Origin of the sequence: Micromonospora sp. NBC_00389, from assembly GCF_036059255.1 — a bacterium.
Lineage (GTDB): Bacteria > Actinomycetota > Actinomycetes > Mycobacteriales > Micromonosporaceae > Micromonospora.
This window is the reverse complement of the sequence record NZ_CP107947.1, coordinates 163019-190018: the sequence shown is the minus strand read 5'-3', so window position 1 is coordinate 190018 and position 27000 is coordinate 163019. Positions and strand designations below refer to the sequence as shown.

Annotated in this window: 19 protein-coding genes; 9 read left to right on the top strand and 10 right to left on the bottom strand. The window is 71.1% G+C overall.

The genetic code is table 11. The features are described 5' to 3' along the window. Window positions 1-12: 12 nt before the first annotated feature. From OG470_RS00925 to mce, 3 genes are all read right to left on the bottom strand, one after another. The gene (locus tag OG470_RS00925) at window positions 13-1275 is read right to left on the bottom strand and encodes a DivIVA domain-containing protein (RefSeq protein WP_328419787.1); all 1263 of its coding nucleotides are present in this window, start codon (window positions 1273-1275) and stop codon (window positions 13-15) included. Window positions 1276-1560: 285 nt separating this feature from the next. Further along, window positions 1561-2916: a crotonyl-CoA carboxylase/reductase gene (ccrA, locus tag OG470_RS00920; RefSeq protein ID WP_328426059.1), complete on the bottom strand. Its 1356-nt coding sequence runs from the start codon at window positions 2914-2916 to the stop codon at window positions 1561-1563. Between the two features lie 377 nt (window positions 2917-3293). Continuing rightward, window positions 3294-3767, bottom strand: coding sequence for a methylmalonyl-CoA epimerase (gene mce / locus OG470_RS00915; RefSeq protein ID WP_328419785.1), 474 nt, complete (start codon window positions 3765-3767; stop codon window positions 3294-3296). Window positions 3768-3829: 62 nt separating this feature from the next. Between mce and OG470_RS00910 the strand changes: the two genes are divergently transcribed. The 7 genes from OG470_RS00910 (at window position 3830) to OG470_RS00880 (ending at window position 11442) form a co-directional block, all read left to right on the top strand. Then, complete coding sequence (locus OG470_RS00910; protein ID WP_328419783.1) at window positions 3830-5029, top strand: acetyl-CoA C-acetyltransferase; 1200 nt, start codon at window positions 3830-3832, stop codon at window positions 5027-5029. Window positions 5030-5084: 55 nt separating this feature from the next. Next, complete coding sequence (gene meaB / locus OG470_RS00905) at window positions 5085-6089, top strand: methylmalonyl Co-A mutase-associated GTPase MeaB (RefSeq protein ID WP_328419781.1); 1005 nt, start codon at window positions 5085-5087, stop codon at window positions 6087-6089. A 114-nt stretch (window positions 6090-6203) separates the two neighbouring features. Next, window positions 6204-6614: an Asp23/Gls24 family envelope stress response protein gene (locus tag OG470_RS00900; protein WP_328419779.1), complete on the top strand. Its 411-nt coding sequence runs from the start codon at window positions 6204-6206 to the stop codon at window positions 6612-6614. Between the two features lie 112 nt (window positions 6615-6726). Continuing rightward, window positions 6727-6984, top strand: a complete 258-nt coding sequence (locus OG470_RS00895; protein WP_328419777.1) for a hypothetical protein — start codon at window positions 6727-6729, stop codon at window positions 6982-6984. Window positions 6985-7264: 280 nt separating this feature from the next. Beyond that, window positions 7265-8953 carry an acyl-CoA mutase large subunit family protein gene (locus OG470_RS00890; RefSeq protein ID WP_328419775.1) on the top strand — a complete coding sequence of 563 codons (1689 nt, stop codon included), beginning with the start codon at window positions 7265-7267 and terminating at the stop codon, window positions 8951-8953. A 182-nt stretch (window positions 8954-9135) separates the two neighbouring features. Then, window positions 9136-10059, top strand: a complete 924-nt coding sequence (locus OG470_RS00885; protein WP_328419773.1) for a tetratricopeptide repeat protein — start codon at window positions 9136-9138, stop codon at window positions 10057-10059. Between the two features lie 66 nt (window positions 10060-10125). Further along, window positions 10126-11442, top strand: coding sequence for an arginase family protein (locus OG470_RS00880; protein ID WP_442931026.1), 1317 nt, complete (start codon window positions 10126-10128; stop codon window positions 11440-11442). A gap of 200 nt (window positions 11443-11642) precedes the next feature. Here the strand turns inward: OG470_RS00880 and OG470_RS00875 are convergent, their stop codons facing one another. Further along, on the bottom strand, window positions 11643-13610 hold the full coding sequence (locus OG470_RS00875) for a penicillin-binding transpeptidase domain-containing protein (protein ID WP_328419771.1): 1968 nt from the start codon (window positions 13608-13610) through the stop codon (window positions 11643-11645). Window positions 13611-13898: 288 nt separating this feature from the next. Between OG470_RS00875 and OG470_RS00870 the strand changes: the two genes are divergently transcribed. Further along, complete coding sequence (locus OG470_RS00870; protein WP_328419769.1) at window positions 13899-18980, top strand: NAD-glutamate dehydrogenase; 5082 nt, start codon at window positions 13899-13901, stop codon at window positions 18978-18980. 70 nt (window positions 18981-19050) lie between these two features. Here OG470_RS00870 and OG470_RS00865 read toward each other — a convergent pair whose 3' ends face one another. Together OG470_RS00865 and OG470_RS00860 are read right to left on the bottom strand one after the other, a co-directional pair. Then, window positions 19051-19758, bottom strand: coding sequence for a class F sortase (locus OG470_RS00865; protein ID WP_328419767.1), 708 nt, complete (start codon window positions 19756-19758; stop codon window positions 19051-19053). Between the two features lies 1 nt (window position 19759). Beyond that, window positions 19760-20767: a hypothetical protein gene (locus tag OG470_RS00860; RefSeq protein WP_328419765.1), complete on the bottom strand. Its 1008-nt coding sequence runs from the start codon at window positions 20765-20767 to the stop codon at window positions 19760-19762. A gap of 618 nt (window positions 20768-21385) precedes the next feature. On the opposite strand from OG470_RS00860, the gene OG470_RS00855 reads away from it, so the two are divergent. Then, window positions 21386-23164, top strand: a complete 1779-nt coding sequence (locus tag OG470_RS00855; RefSeq protein ID WP_328419763.1) for a glycoside hydrolase family 6 protein — start codon at window positions 21386-21388, stop codon at window positions 23162-23164. Window positions 23165-23288: 124 nt separating this feature from the next. Here OG470_RS00855 and OG470_RS00850 read toward each other — a convergent pair whose 3' ends face one another. From OG470_RS00850 to OG470_RS00835, 4 genes are all read right to left on the bottom strand, one after another. After that, on the bottom strand, window positions 23289-23675 hold the full coding sequence (locus OG470_RS00850; RefSeq protein WP_328419762.1) for a hypothetical protein: 387 nt from the start codon (window positions 23673-23675) through the stop codon (window positions 23289-23291). 112 nt (window positions 23676-23787) lie between these two features. Continuing rightward, window positions 23788-24096, bottom strand: coding sequence for a hypothetical protein (locus OG470_RS00845; RefSeq protein WP_328419761.1), 309 nt, complete (start codon window positions 24094-24096; stop codon window positions 23788-23790). A gap of 16 nt (window positions 24097-24112) precedes the next feature. Further along, the gene (locus OG470_RS00840) at window positions 24113-25774 is read right to left on the bottom strand and encodes a sodium:solute symporter family protein (protein ID WP_328419759.1); all 1662 of its coding nucleotides are present in this window, start codon (window positions 25772-25774) and stop codon (window positions 24113-24115) included. Window positions 25775-25987: 213 nt separating this feature from the next. Further along, on the bottom strand, window positions 25988-26989 hold the full coding sequence (locus OG470_RS00835; RefSeq protein WP_328419757.1) for a hypothetical protein: 1002 nt from the start codon (window positions 26987-26989) through the stop codon (window positions 25988-25990). Window positions 26990-27000 lie beyond the last annotated feature (11 nt).

Below are 27000 nucleotides of genomic sequence, written 5' to 3'. Positions count from 1 at the left end.
TGACGCCTGGCGTCAGCCGGCAGTCTCCGCTGTCGCCCGCTCCTGACCGCCGTCGGCCTTCTTGGCCTCCGGCTTGGCCGCCGGAGCGGCCGCGGCTGGCATGCCGGGGACGATGCCGGCGAGCCCGGAGAGCATCTGACCGAGCTGCGAGGTGACCGCGTCCTTCTGCCGGGTGAGGTCCTCGACCTCGCGGCGGGCGGCCTGAGTGGTCAGCTCCGCCTCGGTGCGGGCCTCGGTGAGCAGGCGCTGCGACTCGGCCTTGGCCTCGTTGAGCGTCTTCTCCGAGTGCGCCTTCGCCTTGTCGAGCGTCTCGGCTGCGCTGCGCTCCGACTCGACCCGGCGGGCCTCAGCGCGCTGCTCGATCTCCTTGGCGCGCTCCTGCGCGGCGCGGGCCCGCTGCTCGGCCTCGCTGACCATCTTCTGGGTCTGCGCGACCTGGGCGGCGTGCCGCTCGGACTCTTCGCGCTCGGCCTTCTCCCGCCGCTCGGCGAGCTGGAGCTCCAGGGCCTGGAGGTCCTTGTCGCGCTTGTCCCGTGCGTCGGTGAGCAGCTTGGTCGCCTCGGCGCGCTTCTCCTCGGCCTCGCGGGCGGCCTTGGCCCGCTGCTGGGTGATCTCCCGCTCGGCGGTGGCCCGGAGGGTGGCCACCTCCCGCTCGACGGTCGACTTCAGCTCGGCCACCTCGTGTGCGGTGACGGTACGAAGCTGCTTGGTCTCGCGGTCGGCGTCGGCGCGCAGCGTGTCGGCCTCGCGGCGGGCCTGCACCCGGACCTCGGCGGCCTCGCGCTCGGCGGCGGTGCGCAGGTTGCCGGCCTCGCGCTCGGCGCTCGCCTTCATCGCGGCGGCCTCGGCGCGGGCCTTGTCCGTGATCTCACGGGCCTCGAGGCGGGCGGCGGAGAGGATGCCCTCAGACTCGCGCTTGGCCTCGTTGCGGTGGTCGTTGGCCTGCTCCTCGGCGAGCCGGAGGATCTGCTCGACGCGGGTGCCGAGCCCGGAGAGGGTGGGCCGGTTGTTCTCTTCGAGCTGCTTGTTCGTGTCGGTGAGCTTCTGCTCCAGCGCACTCATGCGCTGCTCGGCCTGGCGGAGGCGACGCTGAGCGTCGTTCATCCGCTGCTCGGCCTCGGCACGGGCCTGCTCGGACTGGGTCAGCGCGGCCGTCATCCGGCCGAGGAAGTCGTCGACCTGGTGAGTGTTGTATCCGCGCAGGCCAACGGTGAAATCTGGCTGCGAGTTCGCGTTATCGAAGAACGCGAGAGGGGAGGACTGCTGCTGGGGCATTGGGACATACTGGCAGACGCCCCAGGGTGCTTCGCAAGAGCGGTGCGCAGCTTTCGTGTCCTCTTTACATGGTCAACTCCCGCAATCGGCGAGGCCGGACCAATCGGCGATCTTGGCAGGTCCCGGGCGGGTCGGACGCCACGGAGAGTGACACGAAAAAGGGCCACGGGACGTGCCCGTGGCCCTTTGTTCGATCCGGCTGGGTATCCCACAAATAGGGTGGAAGAACAATGGCCGTTCACCGCAATGGCCATCCGGTGCTCGTCCGTCCGGCCTGCGGCCCGGTCAGTGCCCCCGGAACCGGTTGATCGCGTCCTCGTGCCGGGCCCGCAACTCCCCGTCACGGACGCCCAGCCCGTCGGCGGGGGCGAGGCAGCGCACTCCGACTTTGCCCTGGTGGGCGTTGCGGTGCACCTCGTACGCCGCCTGGCCGGTCTGCTCCAGCGGGTAGGTGCGGGACACCGTCGGGTGCACCTTGCCGAGCGCGACCAGGCGGTTGGCCTGCCACGCCTCGTGGTAGTTGGCGAAGTGGCTGCCGACGATCCTCTTGAGGTGCATCCAGAGGTAGCGGTTGTCGTACTGGTGCTGGAAGCCGCTGGTGGAGGCACAGGTGACGATGGTGCCGCCGCGCCGGGCCACGTAGACGCTCGCGCCGAAGGTCTCCCGGCCGGGGTGCTCGAAGACGATGTCCGGGTCCTCACCCCCGGTCAGCTCGCGGATCCGCTCGCCCAGGCGCTTCCACTCGTCCGGGTCCTGGGTCTCCTCGTCCTTCCAGAACCGGAAGCCCTCGGCCGCCCGGTCGATGACCAGCTCCGCGCCCATCCGGCGGCACAGCTCGGCCTTCTCCGGCGACGAGACGACGCAGACCGGGATGGCGCCGCCGTTCAGCGCCATCTGGGTGGCGTACCCGCCGAGGCCGCCGGAGGCGCCCCAGATCAGCACCACGTCGCCCTGTTTCATGTTGGCCCCGTGGTGCGAGACGAGCTGCCGGTACGCGGTGGAGTTGACCAGCCCTGGGCTGGCCGCCTCCTCCCAGCTCAGGTGGCGCGGCTTGGGCATCAGCTGGTTGGCCTTGACCACGGCCAGTTCGGCCAGCCCGCCGAAGTTCGTCTCGAAGCCCCAGATCCGTTGCTGTGGGTCGAGCATGGTGTCGTCGTGTCCGGCCGCGTCCTCCAGCTCGACGGAGAGGCAGTGCGCGACGACCTCGTCGCCAGCGGCCCACCGGGTCACCCCGGGGCCGGTGCGCAGCACCACGCCGGCCGCGTCCGAGCCGACCACGTGGTACGGCAGGTCGTGGCGGCGGGTCAGCTCGGAGATCCGGCCGTACCGCTGGAGGAACTTGAAGGTGGGCAGCGGCTCGAAGATGCTGGTCCACACCGTGTTGTAGTTGATCGCGCTGGCCATCACCGCGATCAGCGCCTCGCCCGGCCCGAGCTCCGGTGTCGGCACCTCCTGCACGTGCAGCGCCTTGCGGGGGTCCTTGTCCCGGGTGGCCATGCCGTCGAACATCCGGGCCTCTTCGGCGCGGACGACCACGCCCCGGTAGCTCTCCGGTACGGGCAGCCCGGCGAGGCCGGCCAGTTCGCGGTCCGGGTCGCTCGATTCCTCCGCCGCCATGATTGCTTCGAGGATGTCCTGCACGGTGACCTCCGGTTCGTCCGCACCCGCACGGGCCCGGGTGCTGCCATCGTCGGCGCCGGTGGGCACGACCGCCATGTCGGCATTCGACACATCCGGCACCGGTCGCGCTCCTGTGGGCCGGGACGTTACTGAACGGTAGCTAAAGCCGGAAGTCATCTGTGAAAAACTGCATCGGCCGATGCGTGAAGGTGTCCGGCGGCCCCGCCAACCGCGCACCCACGCGCTCTCGGGCCCGTTGCGCGGTCCCCGCGACGCTCGATCGTCTCCATTTCGCCGATGTGGCGGTGTCCGGACGATCGCGACACCGCCACATCGGCGATCTGGAGTTGATCAGAGCCCCGGCCGCCAGCGAGCGGCGCCGCGTGGGGCGTGGGGGCTCAGTGCGAGGCGGCGGGTTCGACGAGTTCGACCAGGACGCCGCCGGCGTCCTTGGGGTGCACGAAGTTGATCCGCGAGTCCGCGGTCCCGCGCCGTGGGGCGTCGTAGAGCAGCCGCATCCCCCGCGCGCGCAGCGCCGCGCAGGCCACGTCGATGTCCACCACGGTGTACGCGACCTGCTGCACGCCCGGCCCGTTGCGGTCCAGGAACTTGGCGATCGTCGACTCGGGGGTGAGCGGGGCGAGCAACTGCACGCAGCCGCCCTCGGCGGTCGGCCCGACGGCCAGCATCGCTTCCCGGACGCCCTGCTCGGCGTTGGTCTCGATGTGTACGCAGCGCATCCCGAACGTCCGCTGGTAGAAGTCGATCGCGGCGTCCAGGTCGGCCACGGCGATCCCGACGTGGTCAATCTTGCGAAGCCCGATGTCTGTGACGTAGTCCGCACCGGGCTCGGCGGGGGAGTTCTCAGCCATGGCGTTAGTCTGACCGAACAATCGTTAAGGCGTACAGCTCGGCACCCCCCTCGGAGGCAGGCATGGCTTCGGTGATCGTCAGCGGCGCGCGGACCCCGATGGGGCGGCTGCTGGGCAACCTCAAGGACCTCCCGGCCACGAAGCTCGGCGGGATCGCGATCAAGGCAGCGCTGGAGCGGGCCGGTATCAGCCCGGACCAGGTCCAGTACGTGATCATGGGTCAGGTCCTCCAGGCCGGTGCGGGTCAGATCCCGGCCCGGCAGGCGGCGGTCGAGGCCGGCGTGCCGATGTCCGTGCCGGCGCTGACCATCAACAAGGTCTGCCTCTCCGGCCTGGACGCCATCGCCCTGGCCGACCAGCTGATCCGGGCCGGCGAGTTCGACGTCGTGGTGGCCGGTGGCATGGAGTCGATGACCAACGCCCCGCACCTGCTGCTCGGCCAGCGCTCCGGCTACAAGTACGGCGACGTGGTGATCAAGGACCACATGGCGCACGACGGGCTCAGCGACGCCTGGGACTGCTGCTCCATGGGTGAGTCCACCGAGCGGCTCGGCACGAAGCACGGCATCTCCCGCAGCGAGCAGGACGCCTTCGCCGCGGCCAGCCACCAGCGGGCCGCGGCCGCGCAGAAGAACGGCCACTTCGCCGAGGAGATCACCCCGGTGGTGATCCCGCAGCGCAAGGGCGACCCGCTGGTGATCAACGAGGACGAGGGGATCCGCCCGGACACCACCGTCGAGTCGCTGGCCAAGCTGCGTCCCGCCTTCGCCAAGGACGGCACAATCACCGCCGGCAGCTCCTCGCCGATCTCCGACGGCGCCGCCGCGGTGGTCGTGATGAGCAAGGCCAAGGCCAAGGAGCTGGGGCTGACCTGGCTGGCCGAGATCGGCGCGCACGGCAACGTGGCGGGCCCGGACAACTCCCTGCACTCGCAGCCGTCCAACGCGATCAACCACGCCCTGAAGAAGGGCGGCCTGAGCGTCGAGGACCTGGACCTCATCGAGATCAACGAGGCTTTCGCCCAGGTCGGCGTGCAGTCCACCCGTGACCTCGGGATCAACCCGGACAAGGTCAACGTCAACGGTGGTGCCATCGCGCTGGGGCACCCGATCGGCATGTCCGGTGCCCGGCTGGTGCTCACCCTCGCGCTGGAGCTGAGGCGGCGTGGCGGCGGCACCGGCGCGGCGGCGCTCTGCGGCGGCGGTGGCCAGGGCGACGCCCTGATCATCCATGTTCCGGGTAAGGCTGAGACCAACCAGTGAGCGCGAGGAGCGAGCCGGTTCTGCGAGCCCCGCAGTCGTGAACGAAAATGGCACAGTGAGCGAAGCGGTCGAGCACGTTCCGGCGCCGGGCGCCTCGTCGGTGCGCCGTAGCCGGGACGTACCGCTGCTGGTCGAGCGGGCCCGCGCGGGCGACCCCCGCGCGGTGGCCCGGCTGATCACGCTGGTGGAGAACGGCGACGATCTGCTGCCGGAGATCGCGGCGGCGCTCGCGCCCTACGCCGGGCAGGCCCAGGTGGTCGGGCTGACCGGTTCGCCCGGGGTGGGCAAGTCGACCACCACCAATGAGCTGGTCCGCGCGCTGCGGGCGCGCGGGCACCGGGTCGGCGTGCTGGCGGTCGACCCGTCCAGCCCGTTCACCGGCGGGGCGATCCTCGGCGACCGGGTGCGGATGCAGGACCACGCCACCGACCCGGGCGTCTACATCCGGTCGATGTCCAGCCGTGGGCACCTCGGCGGGCTGGCCGCCGCGACGCCGCAGGCGGTCCGGGTGCTGGAGGGCGCCGGCTGCGACGTGGTGCTGGTGGAGACCGTCGGCGTCGGCCAGGCTGAGGTGGAGGTCGCGTCGCTGGCCGACACCACGCTGGTGCTGCTCGCCCCCGGCATGGGCGACGCGATCCAGGCGGTCAAGGCCGGCATCCTGGAGATCGCCGACGTGTTCGTGGTCAACAAGGCCGACCGGGACGGCGTCGACGCCACGGTCCGCGACATCCAGGGCATGATCGCCCTCGGTGAGCGCGGCCCGGGGCAGTGGCGGCCGCAGGTGGTCCGCTCGGTCGCCGCGCGGGGCGAGGGCATCGACGACATCGCCGCCGCGATCGACAAGCACCGTGGCTGGCTGGTCGAGCACGGCGAGCTGCGCCACCGCCAGGAGACGCGGGCCGCCGCCGAGATCGAGGCCATCGCGCTCGGCGTGCTCCGTGCCCGGATCGGCTCACTGCGCGACGGTACGGAGCTGCCCACGCTCGCCGCCAAGGTGGCTGAGGGCGCGCTCGACCCGTACGCGGCGGCGGATACCCTGCTCTCCCAGCTCGCCCGCTGACCGTCCACCAGGGACACCCCGACATCCCGGCGCCCTTGTAGGCTCGCACCGCCCCACGGCGGTGGGGGTCGGGCGTGTGCCAGTGCGGTGGCGCGAAGAGCAGGGGAGCGGGACGTGAGTGACGAGGCGACGCGAGAGCTGACCACGGTGTCGGCGGCGGCCGGTGGGTCGACGCAGGTCTCCGACGAGGTGATCGAGAAGATCGCCGTAGCGGCGGCCCGCGCGGTGCCCGGGGTGGCCGAGCTTGGTGGGGACGTCGCCCGGTTCTTCAACTCGTTCCTCGACAAGGTGGGGCTGGATGAGGTGGGCGATGCCCGGCGGGGCTGCTCGGCCCACGTGACCGGGAACGCGGCTGTGGTCAACCTGGTGCTGGTGATCCAGGCCGGCCAGCCGGTGCCGGAGGTGACCGGCCAGGTGCGGGCCCGGGTCACCGAGGCGGTCGAGGCGTACGGGCTGCGGGTCGACGAGGTCAACATTCGGGTCGACGACGTGGAGATGGGCGGGGCCGCGGCTCCGACGGCCTGACCTCCGACAGGGCGGCCGCAGAGGTAGACGCCCGGCGTGCGCGTCCCGGTGGGTGCCTTAAGCTCCTGGTGTCAAGATCCATAATGGACGGTTCACCAGGAATGGAGTAAGGATGGCGAAGAACTCGCGTCACCCCCGCCCCCGCACCCTCATCGCTGCTGTCGCCTTGGCTGGCGGCTTGGTGCTGGGCACCGCCTCGCCCGCTCTTGCGGACTACAACAGCCCGATGTACCCGACGATGTCGGCGTGCAAAGCGGCGAGGCCGACGTACGTCTCGTCGTGGACGTCGCCCCAGCAGTGCTGGCCGATGTACAACTACAACGGCACCAAGTTGCTTGGTTACCAGTTCCTCGTGAAGACCCGCTACTGAGATCAGTCTCCTGACCTCGGCTGGCGGTGGGCCGCAGGTGGCCATCGTAGGGGGATGACAATCGCCCGCCGTGCCACCGGCGGCCTCTCATTCCGGTGCGACGGTGGCAACGGCCACCGTCGCGCCGGCACCCTCACCGACTCGGTCCACGCACTCGGCCTGCCGTCGAATGGAAACCGCCCAGCTCACGTTACCCACGGGTACGGCGTGACTTAGCGATCGTTCAGGCGAGGGCTCTACACTCGATGTGCAGTCGAGGACCCGAGGAGGAGCCCTGCGCATGGACGCCGACGAGATCGCCGCCGGACGGGCACGCTGGCAGGCCCGGTACGACTCCGCGCGTAAGCGGGACGCGGACTTCACCACGCTCTCCGGGATGCCGGTCGACCCGGTCTACGGACCGCCGGAGGGTGCCGCGTACCCGGGCTTCGAGCGGATCGGCTGGCCGGGCGAGTACCCGTACACCCGGGGTCTCCATCCGACCGGCTACCGCGGGCGGACCTGGACGATCCGGCAGTTCGCCGGCTTCGGCAACGCCCAGCAGACCAACGAGCGCTACAAGATGATCCTCGGTGCCGGCGGTGGTGGCCTCTCGGTCGCGTTCGACATGCCGACCCTGATGGGCCGCGACTCGGACGACCCGCAGGCGCTCGGCGAGGTCGGCCACTGCGGCGTCGCCATCGACACCGCCACCGACATGGAGGCGCTCTTCGACGGCATCGACCTGGCCAGCGTCACCACCTCGATGACCATTTCCGGCCCGGCCGTGCCGGTGTTCTGCATGTACCTGGTCGCCGCCGAGCGGCAGGGCGCCGACCTGTCCAAGCTGGATGGCACCCTGCAGACCGACATCTTCAAGGAGTACATCGCGCAGAAGGAGTGGCTCTTCGACCCCGAGCCGCACCTGCGCCTCATCGGCGACCTGATGGAGTACTGCGCCGGGGAGATCCCGCGCTACAAGCCGCTGTCGGTCTCCGGCTACCACATCCGCGAGGCCGGCTCGACCGCCGCGCAGGAGTTGGCGTACACCCTGGCTGACGGGTTCGGCTACGTGGAGCTGGGGCTGAGCCGAGGGCTCGACGTCAACGTCTTCGCGCCGGGGCTGAGCTTCTTCTTCGACTCGCACGTCGACTTCTTCGAGGAGATCGCCAAGTTCCGGGCTGCCCGCCGGATCTGGGCCCGCTGGCTGCGCGAGGTCTACGGCGCGACCAGCGAGAAGGCCCTCTGGCTGCGGTTCCACACGCAGACCGCCGGGGTGTCGCTGACCGCCCAGCAGCCGGTCAACAACGTCGTACGCACCGCCGTCGAGGCGCTGGCCGCGGTGCTCGGCGGGACCAACTCGCTGCACACCAACGCGCTGGACGAGACCCTGGCGCTGCCCACCGACGAGTCCGCCGAGATCGCCCTGCGTACCCAGCAGGTGTTGATGGAGGAGACCGGTGTGGTCAACGTGGCCGACCCGCTCGGCGGCTCCTGGTACGTCGAGGCGCTCACCGACAAGATCGAGGCCGAGGCGGAGGAGATCTTCGCCCGGATCAGGCAGCTCGGCGGCGAGGGCCCGCACCAGATCGGCCCGATGACCTCCGGCATCCTGCGCGGCATCGAGGACGGCTGGTTCACCGGGCACATCGCCGAGTCGGCCTTCGTCTACCAGCAGGCGCTGGAGAAGGGCGACAAGAAGATCGTCGGCGTCAACTGCCACACCGGCACGGTCGCCAAGGAGCTGGAGATCCTGCGCATCTCGCACGAGGTGGAGCTGGAGCAGCGCCGGGTGCTCGCCGAGCGCAAGAGCGCCCGGGACGAGTCGGCGGTCCGCGCGGCGGTGGCCCGGATGGTCGAGGTCGGCCGCACCGACCAGAACATGATCCCCGCCATGCTGGACGCGGTCCGCGTCGAAGCCACCCTCGGCGAGATCTGCGACGCTCTGCGCGCCGAATGGGGCACCTACCGCGAACCCGCCCGCTTCTGACCCTCCACCGCCCCGACCCCCCGTGATCTTGCATTTTCTGCCCCGACATATGCCGCGTCTCGGGGACAGAAAGTGCATGATCACGGGGGTTGGGGGCGGCGCAGGTTGGTGGGCGTGAGAGTTGCAACGTCGGGGTTGCGGGTGAGCTGAGATCGCGGGCTCACGTGCGAGACTAGGTAACCATGAGCGACCCACGGATCACCTCGTCGATCTTCACCCGCGGCGCGGTCGACCTCAGCACGCTGCGCGGCCCCGCACCAGCCAGTACCCGTCCCGGCACACCCCCGCAGGGCGGCCCGTCCGCAGGCGCCCCCGGCGCGCCCACCGCTGGCGGTAACGCCGCCATCGTCGACGTCACCGAGGCCACCATCCAGGCCGACGTGCTCGAACGGTCGATGGCCCTGCCGGTCATCGTCTTCTTCGGCGCGGCCGGCTTCCCGGAGAGCGACGAGTTCGCCCCGGTGCTGGAGCGGCTGGCCGCCGAGAGTGGCGGCGCGTGGGTGCTCGCCCGGGTCGACGTGCAGGAAAGTCCGCGGATCGCCCAGATGTTCCGGGTCCAGGGCATCCCCATGGTCTACGCGGTGGTCGGCGGCCAGCCGATCGACGCTTTCTCCGGCGTGGTGCCCGAGGCGCAGTTGCGCCAGTGGCTCCAGGCCGTGCTCAAGGCCGGTGGCGTGGCTGTCGCCGAGCCGGAGGACCCGCGCCTCGACGAGGCGGACGACGCGCTGATGAGCGGCGACCTGGACGCCGCCGAGCGGGCGTACCGCAAGATCCTGGCCGACTCCCCGGCGGATGCCGCGGCCGAGGCCGGTCTGGCCCAGGTCGGGGTGGCCCGCCGGGTGGCCGGCGCCGACCCGACCGCCGCGCTGGCCGCCGCCGAGAGCGCTCCCGACGACGTTGCGGCCCAACTGCTGGCCGCCGACATCGAGGTGCTCAGCGGCATGGCCGAGCAGGCGTACGCCCGGCTGGTCGGCCTGGTCCGGCGCACCGCCGGCGAGGACCGCGAGACGGCACGCCAGCACCTGGTCTCGCTGTTCACCATCGCCGGCCCCGACGATCCGGCGGTCGCCTCGGCGCGCCGGGCTCTGGCCAGCGCCCTGTTCTGAGTTCGTAGCACGCCAGCGCGGGCCGGCGTTCCGGCCGGCCCGCCCGACCACCGAGGACGGGAGCTCATGATGCGCCGGATCGCCGTCCTCGACGCGCCGACAAATCTTGGTCTGCGGCCGCCCACGTCCACCTCGGTCCCGGGCTGCGGCAAGGCGCCCGGTGCGCTGCGGGACCACGACCTGCTGGCCCGGCTGCGGGCCCGCGACGCAGGCTGCCTCACCCCGCCCCGGTACGACCCGGGCGACTGGCGGCCCGGCGACGGGGTGTGCCACGCCCGGGAGATCGCCGACTACTCGATGGCGCTCGCCGAGCGGATCGGCTCGATCATCGACCGGGGCGAGTTCCCGGTGGTGCTGGGCGGCGACTGCTCGGTGCTGCTCGGCTCGGCGCTGGCCATGCACCGCCTCGGTGAGGCGGTCGGCGGGCGGATCGGGCTGGTCTTCGTGGACGGGCACTCCGACTTCCGGCACCCCGGCAACGCCTCCTACGTGGGTGCTGCGGCCGGCGAGGACCTGGCCCTGGTCACCGGGCGGGGGCAGGCCGACCTGGCCGCCCTGGAGGGACGCCGACCCTACTTCCGTGACATCGACGTGGTGGTGCTCGGCATCCGGGCGCAGGACGAGTACCGGCTCGACCTCCAGGCGGCCGGGATCATCACCCGGCCGGTGCCCGCGCTGCGCGCCGAGGGCGCCGCCCGGACGGCTCAGTGGGCGCACGAGCAACTCGCCGACTGCGCGGGCTACTGGGTGCACATCGACGTGGACGTGCTCGACCCGGCCGTGATGCCCGCCGTGGACGCGCCCGACCCGGGCGGGATCGCCTTCGCCGAGCTGGAGATCCTGCTCGCCGGCCTGGTGGACACTCCGCACTGCCTGGGCGTCGAGCTGACCGTCTTCGACCCCGACTACGACCCGGACGGCTCCTACGCCGCCGAGATCGTCAACACCGTGGTGGCCGGCCTGGCCCCGGTCACCGCCCCGGAGGCGGTACCGCCCCGGTTGCTGTCGGCCCGCCCCGCCGCCCCCACCCCGCGGCGCGGGAAGGGGCGGCCAGCGGTTGCCCCCGAGCGGCCCGACGGAGCGCGTCCCGCGCCCGTCGACGAGGCGCAGTCCGCCGCGCTCGACCTCGCCGCCGCTGCCGGTTCGCCCGCCGACGGCCCCTCCGGCGTCCGCCCGTCGGGCCGGCCGCGCGGCGTTCCGGCCCCCGCCGAGCCGGAGCCGCTCGGCACCCTGGCGTCGGTGCACGCGGAGCCGGCGGGCGTCGCGCCTCCGGTCGAGCGGGAACCGGTCGGCCCGCCCGCATCGGCCGGCCCGGGTCTGCTGCGGCGGCCCTCGCCAGCCGCCCCGGACTCCACCGACCGCCCCAACGTCGACACGGCCTGACCAACCGGCCGCCCCAACGCCGACACGGCCTGACCTACCGACCGCCCCAACGTCGACACGGCCTGACCCACCGACCGCCCCAACGCGGGGGCGGCCGGTGGCCGTGATCGAGACGATATCGGCGATGTTGGGGTGTCCAGTGGCTCGGACACCCCAACATCAGCGACCTCGCGAGTGGATCACCGCAGTGCCTGGGCGGGTCAGCGGGCCGGCAGGGCGCGCAGGAAGCGCTCGGCGATCGGCACGGCCGAGGCGGTGCTGGCGCCGCCCTTCTCCACGAAGACGGCGAACGCGACGTCGCCCCGCCAACCGACGAACCAGGCATGCGTGTGGGCCGGGTTGTCGTCGTACTCGGCGGTGCCGGTCTTGCCGTACACCTCGCCGCCCGGCACGTCCTTGAGCGCGCTGCCGGTGCCGACGGTGACCACCTCGCGCATCATCGTGCGCAGCGCCGCGACCGATTCCGGCTTGAGCTGCTCGCCGGCTGCGGCGGGCTTGGCCGGTGCCGGGTCGATCAGCAGCTTCGGCTGCTCGAACCGGCCTCGGGCGACCGCGGCGGTGGCGCCGGCCATGGCCAGCGGGCTGACCAGCGTGGTGCCCTGCCCGAACGAGGCGGCGGCCTGCTCGGCCGGGCTGCCGCCGGTCGACACCTTGCCGGTGAACGCGTCCGCGCCGAGGTCCCACTGCCCCTCCAGGCCCAGCGAGCGGCCGGCAGCGGCCAGCCCGTCGCCGCCGAGCTTCGGCGCCAGCGCCGCGAACGCGGTGTTGCAGGACTTGGCGAAGTCGGTGCGGAACGGCACCGAGCCGAGCTGGAAATTGTCCGAGTTCTTGAACGAGCGACCGTCGACGGTGAAGGTCTTCGGGCAGTTCACCGGCCCGTCCAGCGTCACCGCGCCCCGGTCCAGCAGGCCCAGCGCGCTGACCATCTTGAACGTGGAGCCCGGCGGCACCTGGGCGGTGAAGGCCAGGTTCTCCCCGGCCGGCCCGGGGCCGTTCGCCACGGCGAGCACCGCACCGTCGCTGATCCGTACCGCCACCAGGGACGATCGGCGGGGCTCCGCACGCAGTGCCCCGTCGGCCGCGTTCTGAGCGGCCACGTCCAGCGTGGTCTTCAGCGCCTGCCCGGGCTGCGGCTCCCGACGGAACAACTCGGTGCCGGTGGGTGCCAGCTTGCCGCCCTCGTCCGGGCGTTCGACCACCACGGTCAGCCCGGGGTTGCCGCGCAGCCGCTCGTCGTAGCGGCCCTGCAAGCCGCCGTGCCCGACCAGGTCGCCGGCGACGTACCGGTCCGGGTGCGCGGCGAGGTCGTCGGCCTGCGCCTGATCGACCGAGCCGAGCAGCGCCCGGGCGAACTCCCGGGTGGGCGCCAGGTCGATCTTGTCGGACTGGAACTTGGTGCCGGGCAGGTCGTAGATCCGGGGCTTGATCTGGAGGTACGCCTCCTCGCGCAGCGACACCACCTCGACGAAGGCGCCCGGCTCGGCCTTCGCCACCCGCGAGGGCAGATCGGTCAGGTCGATCGCGGGGACCAGCGCCGGGCGGATCGCCTTGAAGGCCGCGTCGAGATCCTTGACCAGCTTATTGATGTCGGCGACCCCGTTCGGCTGCACGCCCACCCGGATCACCGGACGCGGTGACACGATCGGCTGCCCGGCGGCGTCCAGCAGTCCGGCCCGGGGACCGGTGTCGCGGCGCAGACCCAGCCGGTCACCCTTCGTGAGCTGCTCGTGCAGCACCCGGGGCTCCCACGTCACCTGCCACTGGTCGTCGTCGCCCTGGACGAGCCGCACCTCCCGGTCGTACGCCCAGCGGGTCTGACCGGGCAGGGTCCACTCCACCCGGATCGGCACGGTCGCGATGTCGGCGGTGACCTTCGGCTCGCCCCGGCGGGTCAGCGTGGGCGGGGTGGCCGCCAGCTCACCGGAGAGCTCCTTGATCTCGCGGCTCACCTCGGCCGCCGGCACCTTGGCGCCGGTCGTGTCGACCAGGCCGACCGCCTGGAGGTCGCCACTGCGCCAGCCGGCCAGAAACGCGTCGACGCTGCGCTGCGGCCCGTCGTCGCCGGAGCAGGCGGCCAGGAGACCGGCGGCGACCAGGGTCGCGGTGAGGGCGGCGATGCGCCGGCGGGCATGGTTCGGCCGGTGGGGCCGGGGGTACGACAGGGGCATGAAGCGGGTCCTTCCAATCTCGGACTGCCCTGCACGGTAGTACGCGGATGGTGTCCTCAACGTCCCGTGATGCGGCCCTACGTGCGGAAAGACGGTCCGTGCCGGTGTGATGAACATCGCGTGGCGGGGTATCCCGCAACCGGCCAACCTCATGACCCGCAACGGGTGAAAGGACAGAGTCCCGATCCGGACGTCTGGCCGGTGGTCCGCCGACGATCGTGCAGAACGGCAGGGCCTAGGCTTGGGCTGAGTGACCCACAACGTGGTGGGTCGAGGGGAGTGGCACCGATGGACCGGCGTCCGGCGATCAAACCGGAACCCGACCTCCGGCAGGATGACTCTGGCCGGGACGACGACAGCTTCGATTCGGCGACCGACGGGGACGGCTACGGCCGCCTCGACACGGGAGCGACCGGGCTGACCGGGTCGAGTATCGACACGATCTACGATCTGGGCCTGCCGACAGAGGCGTTGGCCGACGATGTGGAGGACGCCGAGCTCGACGAGCCGGTGCCCAACGCGGAGCGCCTGGTAGCCCAGGCCGTCGCGCTCGCCGGAGACGATCACGACGCGGCGACCCTGGTAGGCCGCTTCTGGCGGTTCGCCCCGGACGAGGAGCTGGTCGGCTTCACGGCGGAGGAGATGCTCGACGCGGCCCGCGCGCACCGGGACCTCGCCCAGCAACGGGTGCCGGGAGAGCTCAAGCTGCGGATCCACGAACCGCACGCGGACCAGCACCACACTGTCGTCGAGTTCGTCACCGACGACATGCCGTTCCTGGTCGACTCGGTGACCGCGCTGCTCAACTCGTACCACCTGGACGTGCACCTGCTGGTGCACCCGCTGGTGGTGGTCCGGCGCGAGCCGCTGGGCCGGCTCACCGAGGTTTCCGCGGACGTCGAACCGGACGACGCGATCGCCGGTGACATCATCGAGAGTTGGATGCGGATCGAGATCGATCCGGTCCGGGACGCCGCCGAGCGGGATCGGTTGCGCCGCGAGCTGCAACGGGTGCTCACCGACGTGCGGGAGGCGGTGGAGGACTGGCCGAAGATGCGTCAGCGGGCCCTCGCGCTCGCCGACGAGCTGGCCTCGGCCCGCACCTCGGACAACCGTCCGCCGGTGCCGGAGAAGGACATCACCGACTCGGTGGAGTTGCTGCGCTGGCTCGCCCAGGACCACTTCACCTTCCTCGGCTACCGCGAGTACCGGTTGGTGGACGCCGCCGGTGGCGGCGGCGCGGACATGGTCGACGGCAAGGCCCTGGAGGCGGTGCTCGGCACCGGTCTGGGCATCCTGCGTTCGGATTCGCCGGAGGCCCGGTCGCTGTCGTCGATGACGCCCGAGGCGCACGAGAAGGTGCTGGAGAAGCGCCTGCTGATCATCACGAAGGCCAACTCGCGCGCTACCGTGCACCGCTCTGCGTACCTGGACTACATCGGCTTCAAGATCTTCAACGAGGCCGGCGAGGTGATCGGCGAGCGGCGCTTCCTGGGCCTGTTCTCCACCGCCGCGTACCGGACCAGCGTGCGGGAACTGCCGGTGGTACGCCGCAAGGTGGCCGAGGTGCTGGACCGCTCCGGCCTGAGCCGGCGCAGCCACTCCGGCAAGGACCTGCTCCAGATCCTGGAGACGTACCCGCGCGACGAGCTGTTCCAGATCAAGACCGACGACCTGTACCACGCGGTGATCGGCGTGCTGCGGATGGCGGGCCGGCGGCAGCTGCGGGTCTTCCTGCGCCGGGACGCGTACGGGCGGTTCATCTCCTGCCTGATCTACCTGCCCCGGGACCGGTTCACCACGCAGAACCGGCTCCGCATGCAGGACATCCTGCTGCGCGAGCTGAACGGTGTCGGGGTGGACTACACCACCCGGGTGACCGAGTCGATGCTGGCCCGGGTCCACTTCATCGTCCGTACCGACCCCACCCGGCCGCCCGGTGAGATCGACGCCGACCTGCTCGCCGAGGAGCTGGCCGACGCGACCCGGCTCTGGGACGACGACTACCGGCTGGTGCTGGAGCGCAAGCTCGGCGACGAGCAGGCCAAGCACCTCTTCGCCCGGTACGCCGACGCGTTCCCGGAGGGCTACAAGGACGGGCACACGCCGTACGAGGCGATGAAGGACCTGGCCAAGCTGGAGCTGCTGGAGGAGCCCGGCCAGCTGGAGATGCACCTGTTCCGCAAGCAGCTCCCGCCCCGGCCCGGCACCCGCGTGCCGGGGGCGGACCCGACCGAGGCGATGGACGTCCGGTTCAAGGTCTACCGGTACGGCGAGCCGATGATGCTCTCCGCCGTACTGCCGGTGCTGCACTCGCTCGGTGTCCGGGTGGTCGACGAGCACCCGTACGAGGTGGACCGGATCGACGGCCGGGTGTACCTCTACGACTTCGGCCTGATGCTGCCCGAGGCGCACCAGGAGCTGGCCGAGGTACGCCCGCACGTGGAGAACGCGTTCGCGGCCGCCTGGCGTGGCGAGGCCGAGGTGGACCGGTTCAACGAGCTGGTGCTGCGCGGCGGGCTGACCTGGCGGCAGGTGGTGGTGCTGCGGGCGTACGCGAAGTACCTGCGGCAGGCCGGCACGGTCTTCTCGCAGGACTACATGGAGCAGACCTTCATCGCGTACCCGAAGCTCGCCGCGCTGCTGGTGGAGCTCTTCGAGACCCGGTTCGCGCCGGGCGAGCTGAGCACCGAGCAGCGTCAGCAGCGCAGCGGTGAGCTGGTGGAGACGATCCGGGGCGCGCTGGACGACGTGGCCAGCCTCGACCAGGACCGCATTCTGCGCTCGTACCTGACGCTGATCGAGGCGACCCTGCGGACCAGCTTCTACCAGAAGCGCGCCGACGGACGGCCGAAGGCGTACGTGGCCTTCAAGCTCGACCCGCAGGCCATCCCGGACCTGCCGGCGCCGCGACCGAAGTTCGAGATCTTCGTCTACTCACCCAGGTTCGAGGGCGTGCACCTGCGGTTCGGGCCGGTGGCCCGGGGCGGGCTGCGCTGGTCCGACCGGCGGGAGGACTTCCGCACCGAGGTGCTCGGCCTGGTCAAGGCGCAGATGGTGAAGAACACCGTGATCGTGCCGGTGGGTGCCAAGGGCGGCTTCGTGCTGAAGCAGAAGCCGGGCGACCGGGACGAGGCGGTCGCCTGCTACCAGGCGTTCGTCGGCGCGATGCTGGACGTCACCGACAACATCGTCAGCGGGCAGATCGTGCCGCCCGAGGACGTGGTCCGGCACGACGGCGACGATCCGTACCTGGTCGTGGCGGCGGACAAGGGCACCGCGACGTTCTCCGACATCGCCAACGAGATCTCCAAGACCCACAACTTCTGGATGGGTGACGCGTTCGCCTCCGGCGGTTCGGCCGGCTACGACCACAAGAGGATGGGCATCACCGCCCGGGGCGCCTGGGAGTCGGTCAAGCGGCACTTCCGGGAGCTGGGCCTGGACACCCAGACCCAGGACTTCACCGTGGTCGGCGTCGGCGACATGTCCGGTGACGTGTTCGGTAACGGGATGCTGCTCTCCGAGCACATCCGGCTGGTGGCCGCCTTCGACCACCGGCACATCTTCCTCGACCCGACCCCGGACGCGGCCACCTCGTACGCCGAGCGCAGGCGGCTGTTCGAAATGCCCCGATCATCCTGGGAGGACTACAACCCGGAGCTGATCTCGGCCGGCGGTGGCATCTTCTCGCGTACCGCCAAGTCCATCCCGATCACCCCGCAGGTCCGCGCGGCGATCGGCTTGGACGACGACGTCACGCAGATCTCGCCGCAGGAGCTGATGAAGGCGATCGTCACCGCGCCGGTCGACCTGTTCTGGAACGGCGGCATCGGCACCTACGTCAAGGCGTCGAGCCAGACCAACGCCGAAGTGGGCGACAAGTCCAACGACGCGATCCGGGTGGACGGGCGTAGCCTGCGCTGCCGGGTGGCGGGCGAGGGCGGCAACCTGGGCTGGACCCAGCTCGGCCGGATCGAGTACGCGTTGACCGGTGGCCGGATCTACACCGACTTCATCGACAACGCGGCCGGCGTGGACACCTCCGACCACGAGGTGAACATCAAGATCCTGCTGAACACCGCGGTCGCCGACGGGGAGCTGACCACGGCTGCGCGGGACGAGTTGCTGGCCGAGATGACCGACGAGGTCGCGGAGTTGGTGCTGCGGGACAACTACGACCAGGCCCGGGCGATCAACAACGCCCAGGCCCAGGCCGCCTCGCTGCTCCCGGTGCACCGCCGGATGATCAACGACCTGGAGCGCTCGGGCGCGTTGGACCGGGCACTGGAGGCGTTGCCGCCGGACGAGGAGCTGGCGGTCCGCAGCGAGTCGGGGCTGACCGCGCCGGAGTTCGCGGTGCTGCTCGCGTACGTGAAGATCGTCCTGGAGCGGGAGATCCTCACCGAGGGGCTGGCCGACGAGGAGTGGACGACCGAGGTTCTGGTCAACTACTTCCCGACGCCGATGCGCGAGCGGTTCGCCGACCGGATGGGCCGGCACCGGCTGCGCCGGGACATCGTCACCACCGTGCTGGTCAACGAGGCGATCAACCGGGGCGGCATCTCGTTCGTCTTCCGGGTGGTCGAGGAGACCGCGGCCAGCGCGGCCGACGTGATCCGGGCCTACGTGGTGGTCAGCGAGGTGTTCGGGCTGCGCGAGCTGTGGGACGCGGTCGAGGCGCTGGACAACAAGGTTGCGCCGGAACTGCAGACCAGCGTCTACCTGGACACCCGGCGGCTGCTCGACCGCGCGGTGCGGTGGCTGGTGTCCAACCGGCGCTCGCCGATCGACGTGCCGGCCGAGATCGCCCGGCTGCGCGACGGGGTGGCCCGGCTGCTGCCGGGGCTGGAGGAGCTGTTCTACGGCACCGAGCGGCAGGGCATCGTGGCGCACATCGACTCGATGACCGAGCGTGGCCTGCCCCGGGAGCTGGCGGAACGCGCGACCCGGCTCATGTACAGCTTCGGTCTGATGGACGTGGTGGAGACCGCGACCGGCAGCGGGCGGGACGTCAGCGAGGTGGCCTCGGTCTACTTCGTGCTCTCCGACCTGTTCCGGGTGGATTCGCTGCTGTCGAAGATCTCCCTGCTGCCGCGGGAGGACCGCTGGCAGACGTTGGCCCGGATGGCGCTGCGCTACGACCTGTACGCCGCGCTGGCCGCGCTCACCGCGGAGGTGCTCGACTCGACCCCGGACGAGCTGCCGCCGCACGAGCGGGTGCAGCAGTGGGAGCAGTCGAACGCCACCTCGATCCACCGGGCCCGCCGAGCCATGGGGGAGTTCGACGAGTCGCGGGCGGATCTCGCCGCCCTGTCCGTGCTGCTGCGCCAGATCCGCACCCTGGTGCGGACCTCCGCCGCAGCCTGAGTCGGTACGCCGGACGCGGTCCGGCCGGTCGGGTAACCCCGACCGGCCGGACCGCGTTGGTGTTGGCTGGTCATTCCACCAGGGTGGCGAAGACGACCACGTTGTCCGGGTAGCTCTTGACGGTCTCGTCGAACTGACCGCCGCAGGTCACCACGCGCAGACCGGCCCGGTCGTTCGGCCCGTAGACCAGCTCGGTGGGGAAGGACGTCTTCGGATACGACTTCACCGAGTCGACCCGGAAGGCGACCGGTTTTCCGTCCGCCCGCCCCACGGTGATCCTGTCGCCCGGGACGAGGGAGCCGAGGTCGAAGAAGACGGCCGGGCCGAGCTTCGCCGAGTCCACGTGCCCGACGATGACCGCGTTACCGGTCTCGCCGGGGCTCACGCCAGGCTCGTACCAGCCGGCCTGGTCGGCCTTGCTCAGCGGAGGGACCTGGACGGTGCCGTCCGGGTTGGTGCCCAGCGACATGATCGTCGCGTTGACGCCGATCCGGGGGATCTCGATCGTGGTCGCTGCGGAGCGGGCCAGTCCGGCCGGAGCCTCTGCCTGCGCGACGGATTCCCCGTCGACCGGAGGGACGCCGGTGGCGGTGACCGTCGGCCCGGTGACCTCGGGACCGGCCTGGGCCAGTGGCTGCGGCGGGCGGGGTGCGGGCGTGGTCTTCAGGGAGGCGCCGATCATGCCGGCGCCGATCATGGCCAGGGTGACGACGGCGACGGCCGCGCCGGCGGCGCGCCACGGTTTCCCGTGACGGCCGCCGGCCCGTGTCGTCGTCACGTCAGACGAGCGAACCATCGGTCCGCCGACGACGCATCAGCACGATCCCGCCCAGCGCGGCAGCGCCGAGCAGGCTCGCCCCACCGGTAGCCAGGCCACGGTCGGTGCCGGTGCTGGCGCCACCGTCACCACCGTCGACCCCGCCGCGGGGCAGGACGACGAGCTCACCCTCGCCGCACGAGCCCTTGAGCTCGTGGCGACCCGGACGGGCGTCCTTGTCGACCTTGGCCTCGCCGTAGTAGACGAAGTCCTTCTTGTGCTCCCAGTCCTTCTTGTCGTGGTCCTTGGAGTCCCGGTCCTTCTTGTCGTGGTCCTTGGAGTCCCGGTCCTTCTTGTCGTGGTCCTTGGAGTCCCAGTCCTTCTTGTCGTGGTCCTTGGAGTCCCAGTCCTTCTTGTCGTGGTCCTTGGAGTCCCGGTCCTTCTTGTCCTCGTCCTTGGACTCCCAGTCCTTCTTGTCGCGGCTGTCCTCCGCGTCCTGGCCGTGCTCCTCGCCCTTCCAGTCCTTGCTGCCCTCGTCGGCGGCAGCGCCGCCGCCCTGGCCGTACCGCTCACCGTTGGGCGGCTGCGGCTTGCCCGTGCCGTTCTCGTCCTTGCCGTCGTGGTCCTTGCCCTTGTCGTCCTTGCCGTGCTCGTCCTTGTCCTTGTCCTTGTCGTGCTCGTCCTTGCCTTCGTGGTCCTTGCCCTTGTCGTCCTTGCCGTGCTCGTCCTTGCCGTGCTCGTCCTTGTCCTTGTCGTCCTTGCCGTGCTCGTCGTGCACCGGCTTGAGCTTGACCTTGCCGGTGACCTTGGACCACACGAACGCGTGTTCCTGTCGCTCCGAGCAGATCTCGAGGAGCTTGACCTCGTCGCCGGCCTTGACCACGTGCGGCTTGGCGAACACCTTGCCGTCACGGTCCTTGCCGTCGTCGTGGTGACCGTCAGCGAACGCGATCCCCGGCGCGAGCACCAGCAGCGACGCGCTCCCGAGCGCGGCGCCCGCAACGACCTTCCCGAGCATCTTCTTAGCCATGACCTGCGTCACTCCATCCCTGTTGTCCTGAGCCCGGCGACAACCGAGCTACGACCGACGTTAGACCGTTTCATGACTTTTGAAGCGAAAGATTCGTGTTTTGGCGTTTGCTGTTGGTAGGTGGCAAAGGAAGCGCTGCGCGGCTTTCGCCGCAGTGAGTGCCGTCTCAGGCGCGGCACGCCGTTGCGAGCGGCCCGCGCTGTTCCGCGCTCGCTGTGCCCTGCCCGTCGTGCTCATCCGGTAGGGGTGAGCACGGTGCCGCTCGTGCCGCTCGGGCCCGGCTCGGCGGTATCGTCCGACTCGGGTCACGGGCCTCACCATGGGAACGCATCGAGCCATTGCCATGGAAGCGCTCCCATGCAAGAATCGGCGCACGCGGTTCGGGGAGCCACACCGCGCAGGCAGGGAGTCGAGGGCATCCGGTCCACCGGACGACATCCCGCCGCCGATTGACCGCCCGGCCGCGTGCCGGTCGTTCACCACCACCACCACGCCCGGTCCGGGTCGGGCACCCCCGAAGAATCCCGTTTGGCGCCGGCGGCCGTCCGTCCAGGACGCCCACCGGGCCGTCTCGCCGGGCCGTACGCGAGCCCGGTCTCGCCCAAGGAGATCAGTGGCATGAATGTGTGGAGAAGGCTGTCCGGCCAACGCCGGGCCCTCGCGCTCGCCGGCGCGGGCGTCCTGGTCGCCGGCGGGTTGGTGACCATTCCGGTCACCGTGGCGCACGCCGCGACGCAGTGCGACGTCGCTTACACGACGAACGACTGGCCCGGCGGCTTCACCGCGAGCATCACCCTCAAGAACCTCGGCGACCCGGTCAACGGCTGGACCCTCGGCTGGACCTTCCCGAACGCGGGCCAGCGGGTTCAGCAGGGCTGGTCGGCCGAGTTCACCCAGTCCGGCAGCCAGGTCACCGCACGCAACCTGTCCTACAACGGCAGCCTCGTCACCGGTGCCTCGATCAGCCTCGGCTTCAACGGCGCGTGGAGTGGCAGCAACCCCAAGCCGACGTCGTTCACCCTCAACGGGGTGACCTGCAACGGCGGCACCACGCCGCCGACCACGCCGCCCCCAACCACCCCGCCGCCGACCACGCCACCCCCGACCACGCCACCCCCGACCACGCCGCCGCCCGCCGGCAGCAAGGTGGACAACCCGTACGCCGGGGCGCGGGGGTATGTGAACCCGGAGTGGAAGGCCAAGGCGGACGCCGAGGCGGGTGGCAGCCGGATCTCCAACAACCCGACCGCCGTCTGGCTGGACCGGATCGCCGCCATCAACGGCACCCCGGACAGCAGCTCCAACGGCGCCTTCGGGGTGCGGGACCACCTGGAGGAGGCGCTGCGCCAGGGCGCCGGCTACATCCAGTTCGTGATCTACAACCTGCCCGGCCGGGACTGCGCCGCGCTCGCCTCCAACGGTGAGCTGGGCCCGAACGACCTGCCCCGCTACAAGGCCGAGTACATCGACCCGATCGCCGCGATCCAGGCCGACCCGAAGTACCGGAACCTACGCATCATCAACATCATTGAGATCGACTCGCTGCCGAACCTGGTGACCAACACCTCGGGACAGCCGGGCGGTACGGCCATGTGCGACACGGTCAAGGCCAACGGCGCGTACGTCAACGGCGTCGGCTACGCCCTGACGAAGCTGGGCGCGCTCGGCAACGTCTACAACTACATCGACGCCGCGCACCACGGCTGGATCGGCTGGGACAGCAACTTCGGCCCGACCGCCGACATGCTCAAGAGCGCCGCGGTCGCCTCCGGCAGCACGGTGGCGAACGTGCACGGCTTCATCGTCAACACGGCCAACTACTCGGCTCTCCGCGAGCCGTACGTCAAGATCACCGACTCGGTCAACGGCCAGTCGGTGCGGCAGTCCAAGTGGGTCGACTGGAACTTCTACGTCGACGAGCTGTCCTTCGCCCAGGCGTTCCGGCAGAAGCTGGTCCAGGTCGGCTTCGACGCCAACATCGGCATGCTGATCGACACTTCCCGCAACGGCTGGGGCGGCTCCGCGCGGCCCACCGGACCGGGCGCGACGACCAGCGTGGACACCTACGTCAACGGGGGTCGGATCGACCGCCGGATCCACGCCGGCAACTGGTGCAACCAGTCCGGTGCGGGCCTCGGCGAGCGGCCCCGGTCGGCGCCGGAGTCCGGCATCGACGCGTACGTCTGGGTGAAGCCTCCGGGCGAGTCGGACGGCTCCAGCGAGCTGATCCCGAACGACGAGGGCAAGGGCTTCGACCGGATGTGCGACCCGACCTACGGCGGCAACCCCCGCAACGGCAACAGCGCGACGGGTGCCCTGCCGAACGCGCCGATCTCCGGTGCCTGGTTCTCCGCCCAGTTCCAGGAGTTGATGCGCAACGCGTACCCGGCGCTCTGACCGGCTCGCTCCCGCACCCACCCGCCGCCGGCAGTAGGTGAGGCACTGCCGGCGGCAGGTTCCCCCCGGGTCCCCGGTCCGACCGTTGCGGTCGGGCCGGGGACCCGCCCCTCGTGGGCCGGGATCAGGGCACGGTGCGTTCGATCGCCGCCCGACCCTGCTCGGCCAGATCGCGGCGGGCCTTGTCCAGGTTCTCCGGGGTGAGGTCCTGCCCGCGGGCCATCACCAGATCCTCCGGCTCCCAGGGTTGCTCCGCCCCGGTCCGGATGTTGTCCCCGCCGGCGCCGGTACCCGTCCCGGTCGCTCCGGTGCCCGCCGCGTACGGGTCGCCGATCAGGTCGTCGGTGTCCGGCGCGAGGTCGTCCGGCCGGTCGCGGGGCTCGGCGAAGGCCGGGGTGTCCCGGTCGGGGCCGCCGCCGGTCCGCAGCTCCGGGACGGTGCTGTCATCGTCCACCGCAGAGGCCACCTCCGGGCTGTCCTCCAGCGGCGGTCGGCGATCGCGATCGGTCATGGTGCTGCCTCCTGTGTCCGACACGTTGCCTGATCCCCCTCGCGTACCCCCTCGGGCCGCGCTCATGCCCCGCGCCGCCGCGCACCGGCGTACACCGGTGCGCGGCCGATGGTCAGCGACCGGGCTCCTCCTCGTTGGGGGCGGGTGGTTCCGCCGGGCGCAGCCGCTGCCAGAGCAGCATGAGCAGGCCGAAGACGAGCATCACCAGGCCGGCCCACAGGTTGATCCGGAGGCCCTGGGCCTTGTCGATCTGCGCCCGGCCGTCGAAGACGCCGATCAGCGCCACGATGACCCCGTACGCCACGAAGAGGCCACCGATCACCCGGCGGATGTCGAACAGCCGTGCGGCGGCGGAACGGCGCTGCTCAGCCAGCGTCTCGTCGATCAGCGGGTCCTCTGCCGGCTGGCCTTGGTTGTCCATCTGCCGAACCCCTTTCCTAGAAGACGGGGATGTAGAAGAGGGCGGCGAGCGCGACGGCGATCACGCCGAGCAGCACGGGGGAGCGATACCAGACGGCGTCCCCGGTGAGCACGTCGCCCTTCAGGTCGATGCCGCCCATGCCGTAGACCAGCCCGCGCAGTTCCTCGTCACGCTTGGGCGCGGTGAGCGGGGTGAGGACCGCGGCGACGACCGCCACCGTGACGAAGGCGATGCCGGCGCCCCAGAAGCTCTCCTCCAGGTCCGAGTTGAAGTGGATCACGCCGCCCTTGTAGAGCAGGTAGGTGGCCAGCGCCGCCAGGGTGCCCGTCAGCAGCGACCAGAAGCCGGCCAGCGGGCTCATCCGCTTCCAGAACATGCCGATGATGAAGGTGGCGAACAGCGGTGCGTTGAACAGCGAGAAGAGCGCCTGGATGTAGTTCATGATGTTGCTGAAGCCGGACGCGATGAACGCGGTGCCGATGCCGAACACCACGGCGGCGACCGTCGCGTACCGGCCGACCCTCAGGTAGTAGTCGTCCGGCCGGTCCCGCCGGACGTACGACTGCCAGATGTCGTAGGTGAACACGGTGTTGAAGCCGCTCACATTGGCCGCCATGCCGGCCATGAACGAGGCGATCAGGCCGGTCACCGCGACGCCGAGCACGCCGTTGGGGAGCAGGTCGCGCATCAGCAGCGGGATGGCGTTGTTGTACTGCAGGTCGCCGCTCTCCGCGCCGAGCCCCTTCACGGTGACCAGCGCCACCAGGCCGGGGATCACCGTGACGAGGGGGATGACCAGCTTCGGGTACGCCGCGATGATCGGCGTACGGCGGGCGGCGCTCATGTTCTTCGCCGACAGCGCCCGCTGCACCTCGGCGAAGTTCGTCGTCCAGTAGCCGAAGGAGAGCACGAATCCGAGGCCGAAGACGATGCCGATCCACTGCGCGCCGAGCGGGTTGTCCGTGCTGGCGGTGTCCTGCCAGGCGTGCAGACCCGCCTCGCCGAGCTTGGACTCGCGGACCGCGTCCATCAGCCCGTTCACCCCGCCGACCTTGACCAGGCCGATCACGGTGACCGGGATGAGACCGGCCAGGATGACGAAGAACTGGAGCACCTCGTTGTAGATCGCCCCGGACAGACCACCGATGGTGATGTACGCCAGCACGATCGCCGCGCCGACCACGATCGCGGTCCAGAGCGGCCAGCCGAGCAGCGCCTGCATCACCAGGGCCAGCGCGTAGAGGTTCACCCCGGCGATCAGCACCTGGGCGACGGCGAAGCTGAGCGCGTTCAGCAGGTGGGTCGGGCGGTTGAACCGCAGCCGCAGGTACTCCGGCACGCTGCGGACCTTGGAGCCGTAGTAGAAGGGCATCATCACGATGCCCAGGAAGACCATCGCCGGCACCGCGCCGATCCAGTAGTAGTGGACCGTCATCACGCCGTACTGGGCGCCGTTCGCGGCCATCCCGATGATCTCCAGCGCGCCCAGGTTCGCCGAGACGAAGGCGAGACCGGTCACCCAGGCCGGCAGGGACCGGCCGGAGAGGAAGAAGTCGACGCTGGTCCGGATCGCGCGGCGGGCGGCGAAGCCGACCCCGAGGACGGTGACGAAGTACAGCGCCAGGATGAGGTAGTCCAGGCCGTTCATGTTGAGCCGCAGACCGCCGCCGTCGCCCATCCCGATCACCCTCGTCCGCCACCCGGGCCGGTTACGCGCGCGCCGTACTACCCCCGACGTCGGGTTTCATGCCTCCAGGTCAGGTGCGGCGTGTTCGGGCCGGCTCGGGCGATCCCACCCGGCTTCGCCCGCCCGGAGGGTGCCGCGGGCGCTTCGACGGATGTGCGCGGGCGCCCCGGCCGGTCGGCCGGGGCGCCCGTGGTTTGTCGTCGCTCAGCGACCCAGCACGCGGTCCAGGAAGTCCCGGTAGCGGCGCACCGCCACCCGCAGGTGCTCGGTGTCCGCCGAGCCGGCGTCCTGCCATCCGCCCAGGGTGGTCTTCTGCGCGGCCAGCGCCGAGGCGAGTGCCTGGATGGCCTCCTCCACCAGCGCCTGCGCCTCGGCGGCCGCGGCCTGCGGATCGTCCACGAAGCGCAGCTGCACGTCCCGCCAGCGGTCCCGGAACGCCTGTGCCGTGTCCGCATCGAGGAGCGCGGCCGCCTCGGCCGCCACGGTCGAGCCGGCCGGTCGCGACGTCCCAGCGGACTCCAGCGAGGTGCCGGCGCCACGTCCGGCGAGCACCGGGTCGGCGTCCGGCGAGACCGCGTCCGGGTCGACCATCTCCGGCGTCGCGCTGCCGTAGGCGGCCGCGTCCGGATCGCCACCGGCCGCGGTCAGATCGCTGCGCCGCTCGGGCGCACCGTCCGTGCTTCCCGGCGGTACGACGGTCCGCGAGGTGTCCGCGTCGGCCCGCCAGTCGTCGTCGGTGTCCGCGTCCTCGTCCGCGTCGGTGTTTCGGCGATGCAGCTCGGCCGTGGGGTCGGCGCGCAGACCCTCGCGTTCGCCGTCCTCGGCACCGTCGCCCGGCTGGGCGGTCCGCTCGCCCCGGGGGTCCGGCTTGTCCTGCGGGCGCGGGCTGGCCAGCGCGGAAGCCGCCACCGCGTCGGCCACCGTGGTGGCACCGAACGTGGTCGGCAGCGGCCCCGGCTCGTGGAACCCGCCCTCGTCGGCGGACCGGTCGTCCGGGTCGGCGGACCGGTCGTCCGGCCGGTCGCGCCGGGACCCGTCGGCCCGCTCGTCGGCGACGGACGGGTCGTCGAACGTGCCCCGGTCGTCCAGGGCGTCCTCGGGTATGTCCGAGCGGCCGGCCCGGTCACCGGCCGGCGGCACCGGGACCGGCGCGGACCGGACGGCCTCCGGGTGGTCGTTGCTCACCTGCTGCTCTTCCTGGCGCATCGGTGGCCTCC

Bases quoted from the DNA above. Each gene is read 5' to 3' on its own strand.
- OG470_RS00925 (WP_328419787.1), bottom strand. From the start codon at position 1,275: ATGCCCCAGCAGCAGTCCTCCCCTCTCGCGTTCTTCGATAACGCGAAC.
- mce (WP_328419785.1), bottom strand. From the start codon at position 3,767: ATGGCTGAGAACTCCCCCGCCGAGCCCGGTGCGGACTACGTCACAGAC.
- OG470_RS00910 (WP_328419783.1), top strand. From the start codon at position 3,830: ATGGCTTCGGTGATCGTCAGCGGCGCGCGGACCCCGATGGGGCGGCTG.
- OG470_RS00895 (WP_328419777.1), top strand. From the start codon at position 6,727: ATGGCGAAGAACTCGCGTCACCCCCGCCCCCGCACCCTCATCGCTGCT.
- OG470_RS00890 (WP_328419775.1), top strand. From the start codon at position 7,265: ATGGACGCCGACGAGATCGCCGCCGGACGGGCACGCTGGCAGGCCCGG.
- OG470_RS00885 (WP_328419773.1), top strand. From the start codon at position 9,136: ATGAGCGACCCACGGATCACCTCGTCGATCTTCACCCGCGGCGCGGTC.
- OG470_RS00880 (WP_442931026.1), top strand. From the start codon at position 10,126: ATGATGCGCCGGATCGCCGTCCTCGACGCGCCGACAAATCTTGGTCTG.
- OG470_RS00875 (WP_328419771.1), bottom strand. From the start codon at position 13,610: ATGCCCCTGTCGTACCCCCGGCCCCACCGGCCGAACCATGCCCGCCGG.
- OG470_RS00870 (WP_328419769.1), top strand. From the start codon at position 13,899: ATGGACCGGCGTCCGGCGATCAAACCGGAACCCGACCTCCGGCAGGAT.
- OG470_RS00860 (WP_328419765.1), bottom strand. From the start codon at position 20,767: ATGGCTAAGAAGATGCTCGGGAAGGTCGTTGCGGGCGCCGCGCTCGGG.
- OG470_RS00855 (WP_328419763.1), top strand. From the start codon at position 21,386: ATGAATGTGTGGAGAAGGCTGTCCGGCCAACGCCGGGCCCTCGCGCTC.
- OG470_RS00850 (WP_328419762.1), bottom strand. From the start codon at position 23,675: ATGACCGATCGCGATCGCCGACCGCCGCTGGAGGACAGCCCGGAGGTG.
- OG470_RS00845 (WP_328419761.1), bottom strand. From the start codon at position 24,096: ATGGACAACCAAGGCCAGCCGGCAGAGGACCCGCTGATCGACGAGACG.
- OG470_RS00840 (WP_328419759.1), bottom strand. From the start codon at position 25,774: ATGGGCGACGGCGGCGGTCTGCGGCTCAACATGAACGGCCTGGACTAC.
- OG470_RS00835 (WP_328419757.1), bottom strand. From the start codon at position 26,989: ATGCGCCAGGAAGAGCAGCAGGTGAGCAACGACCACCCGGAGGCCGTC.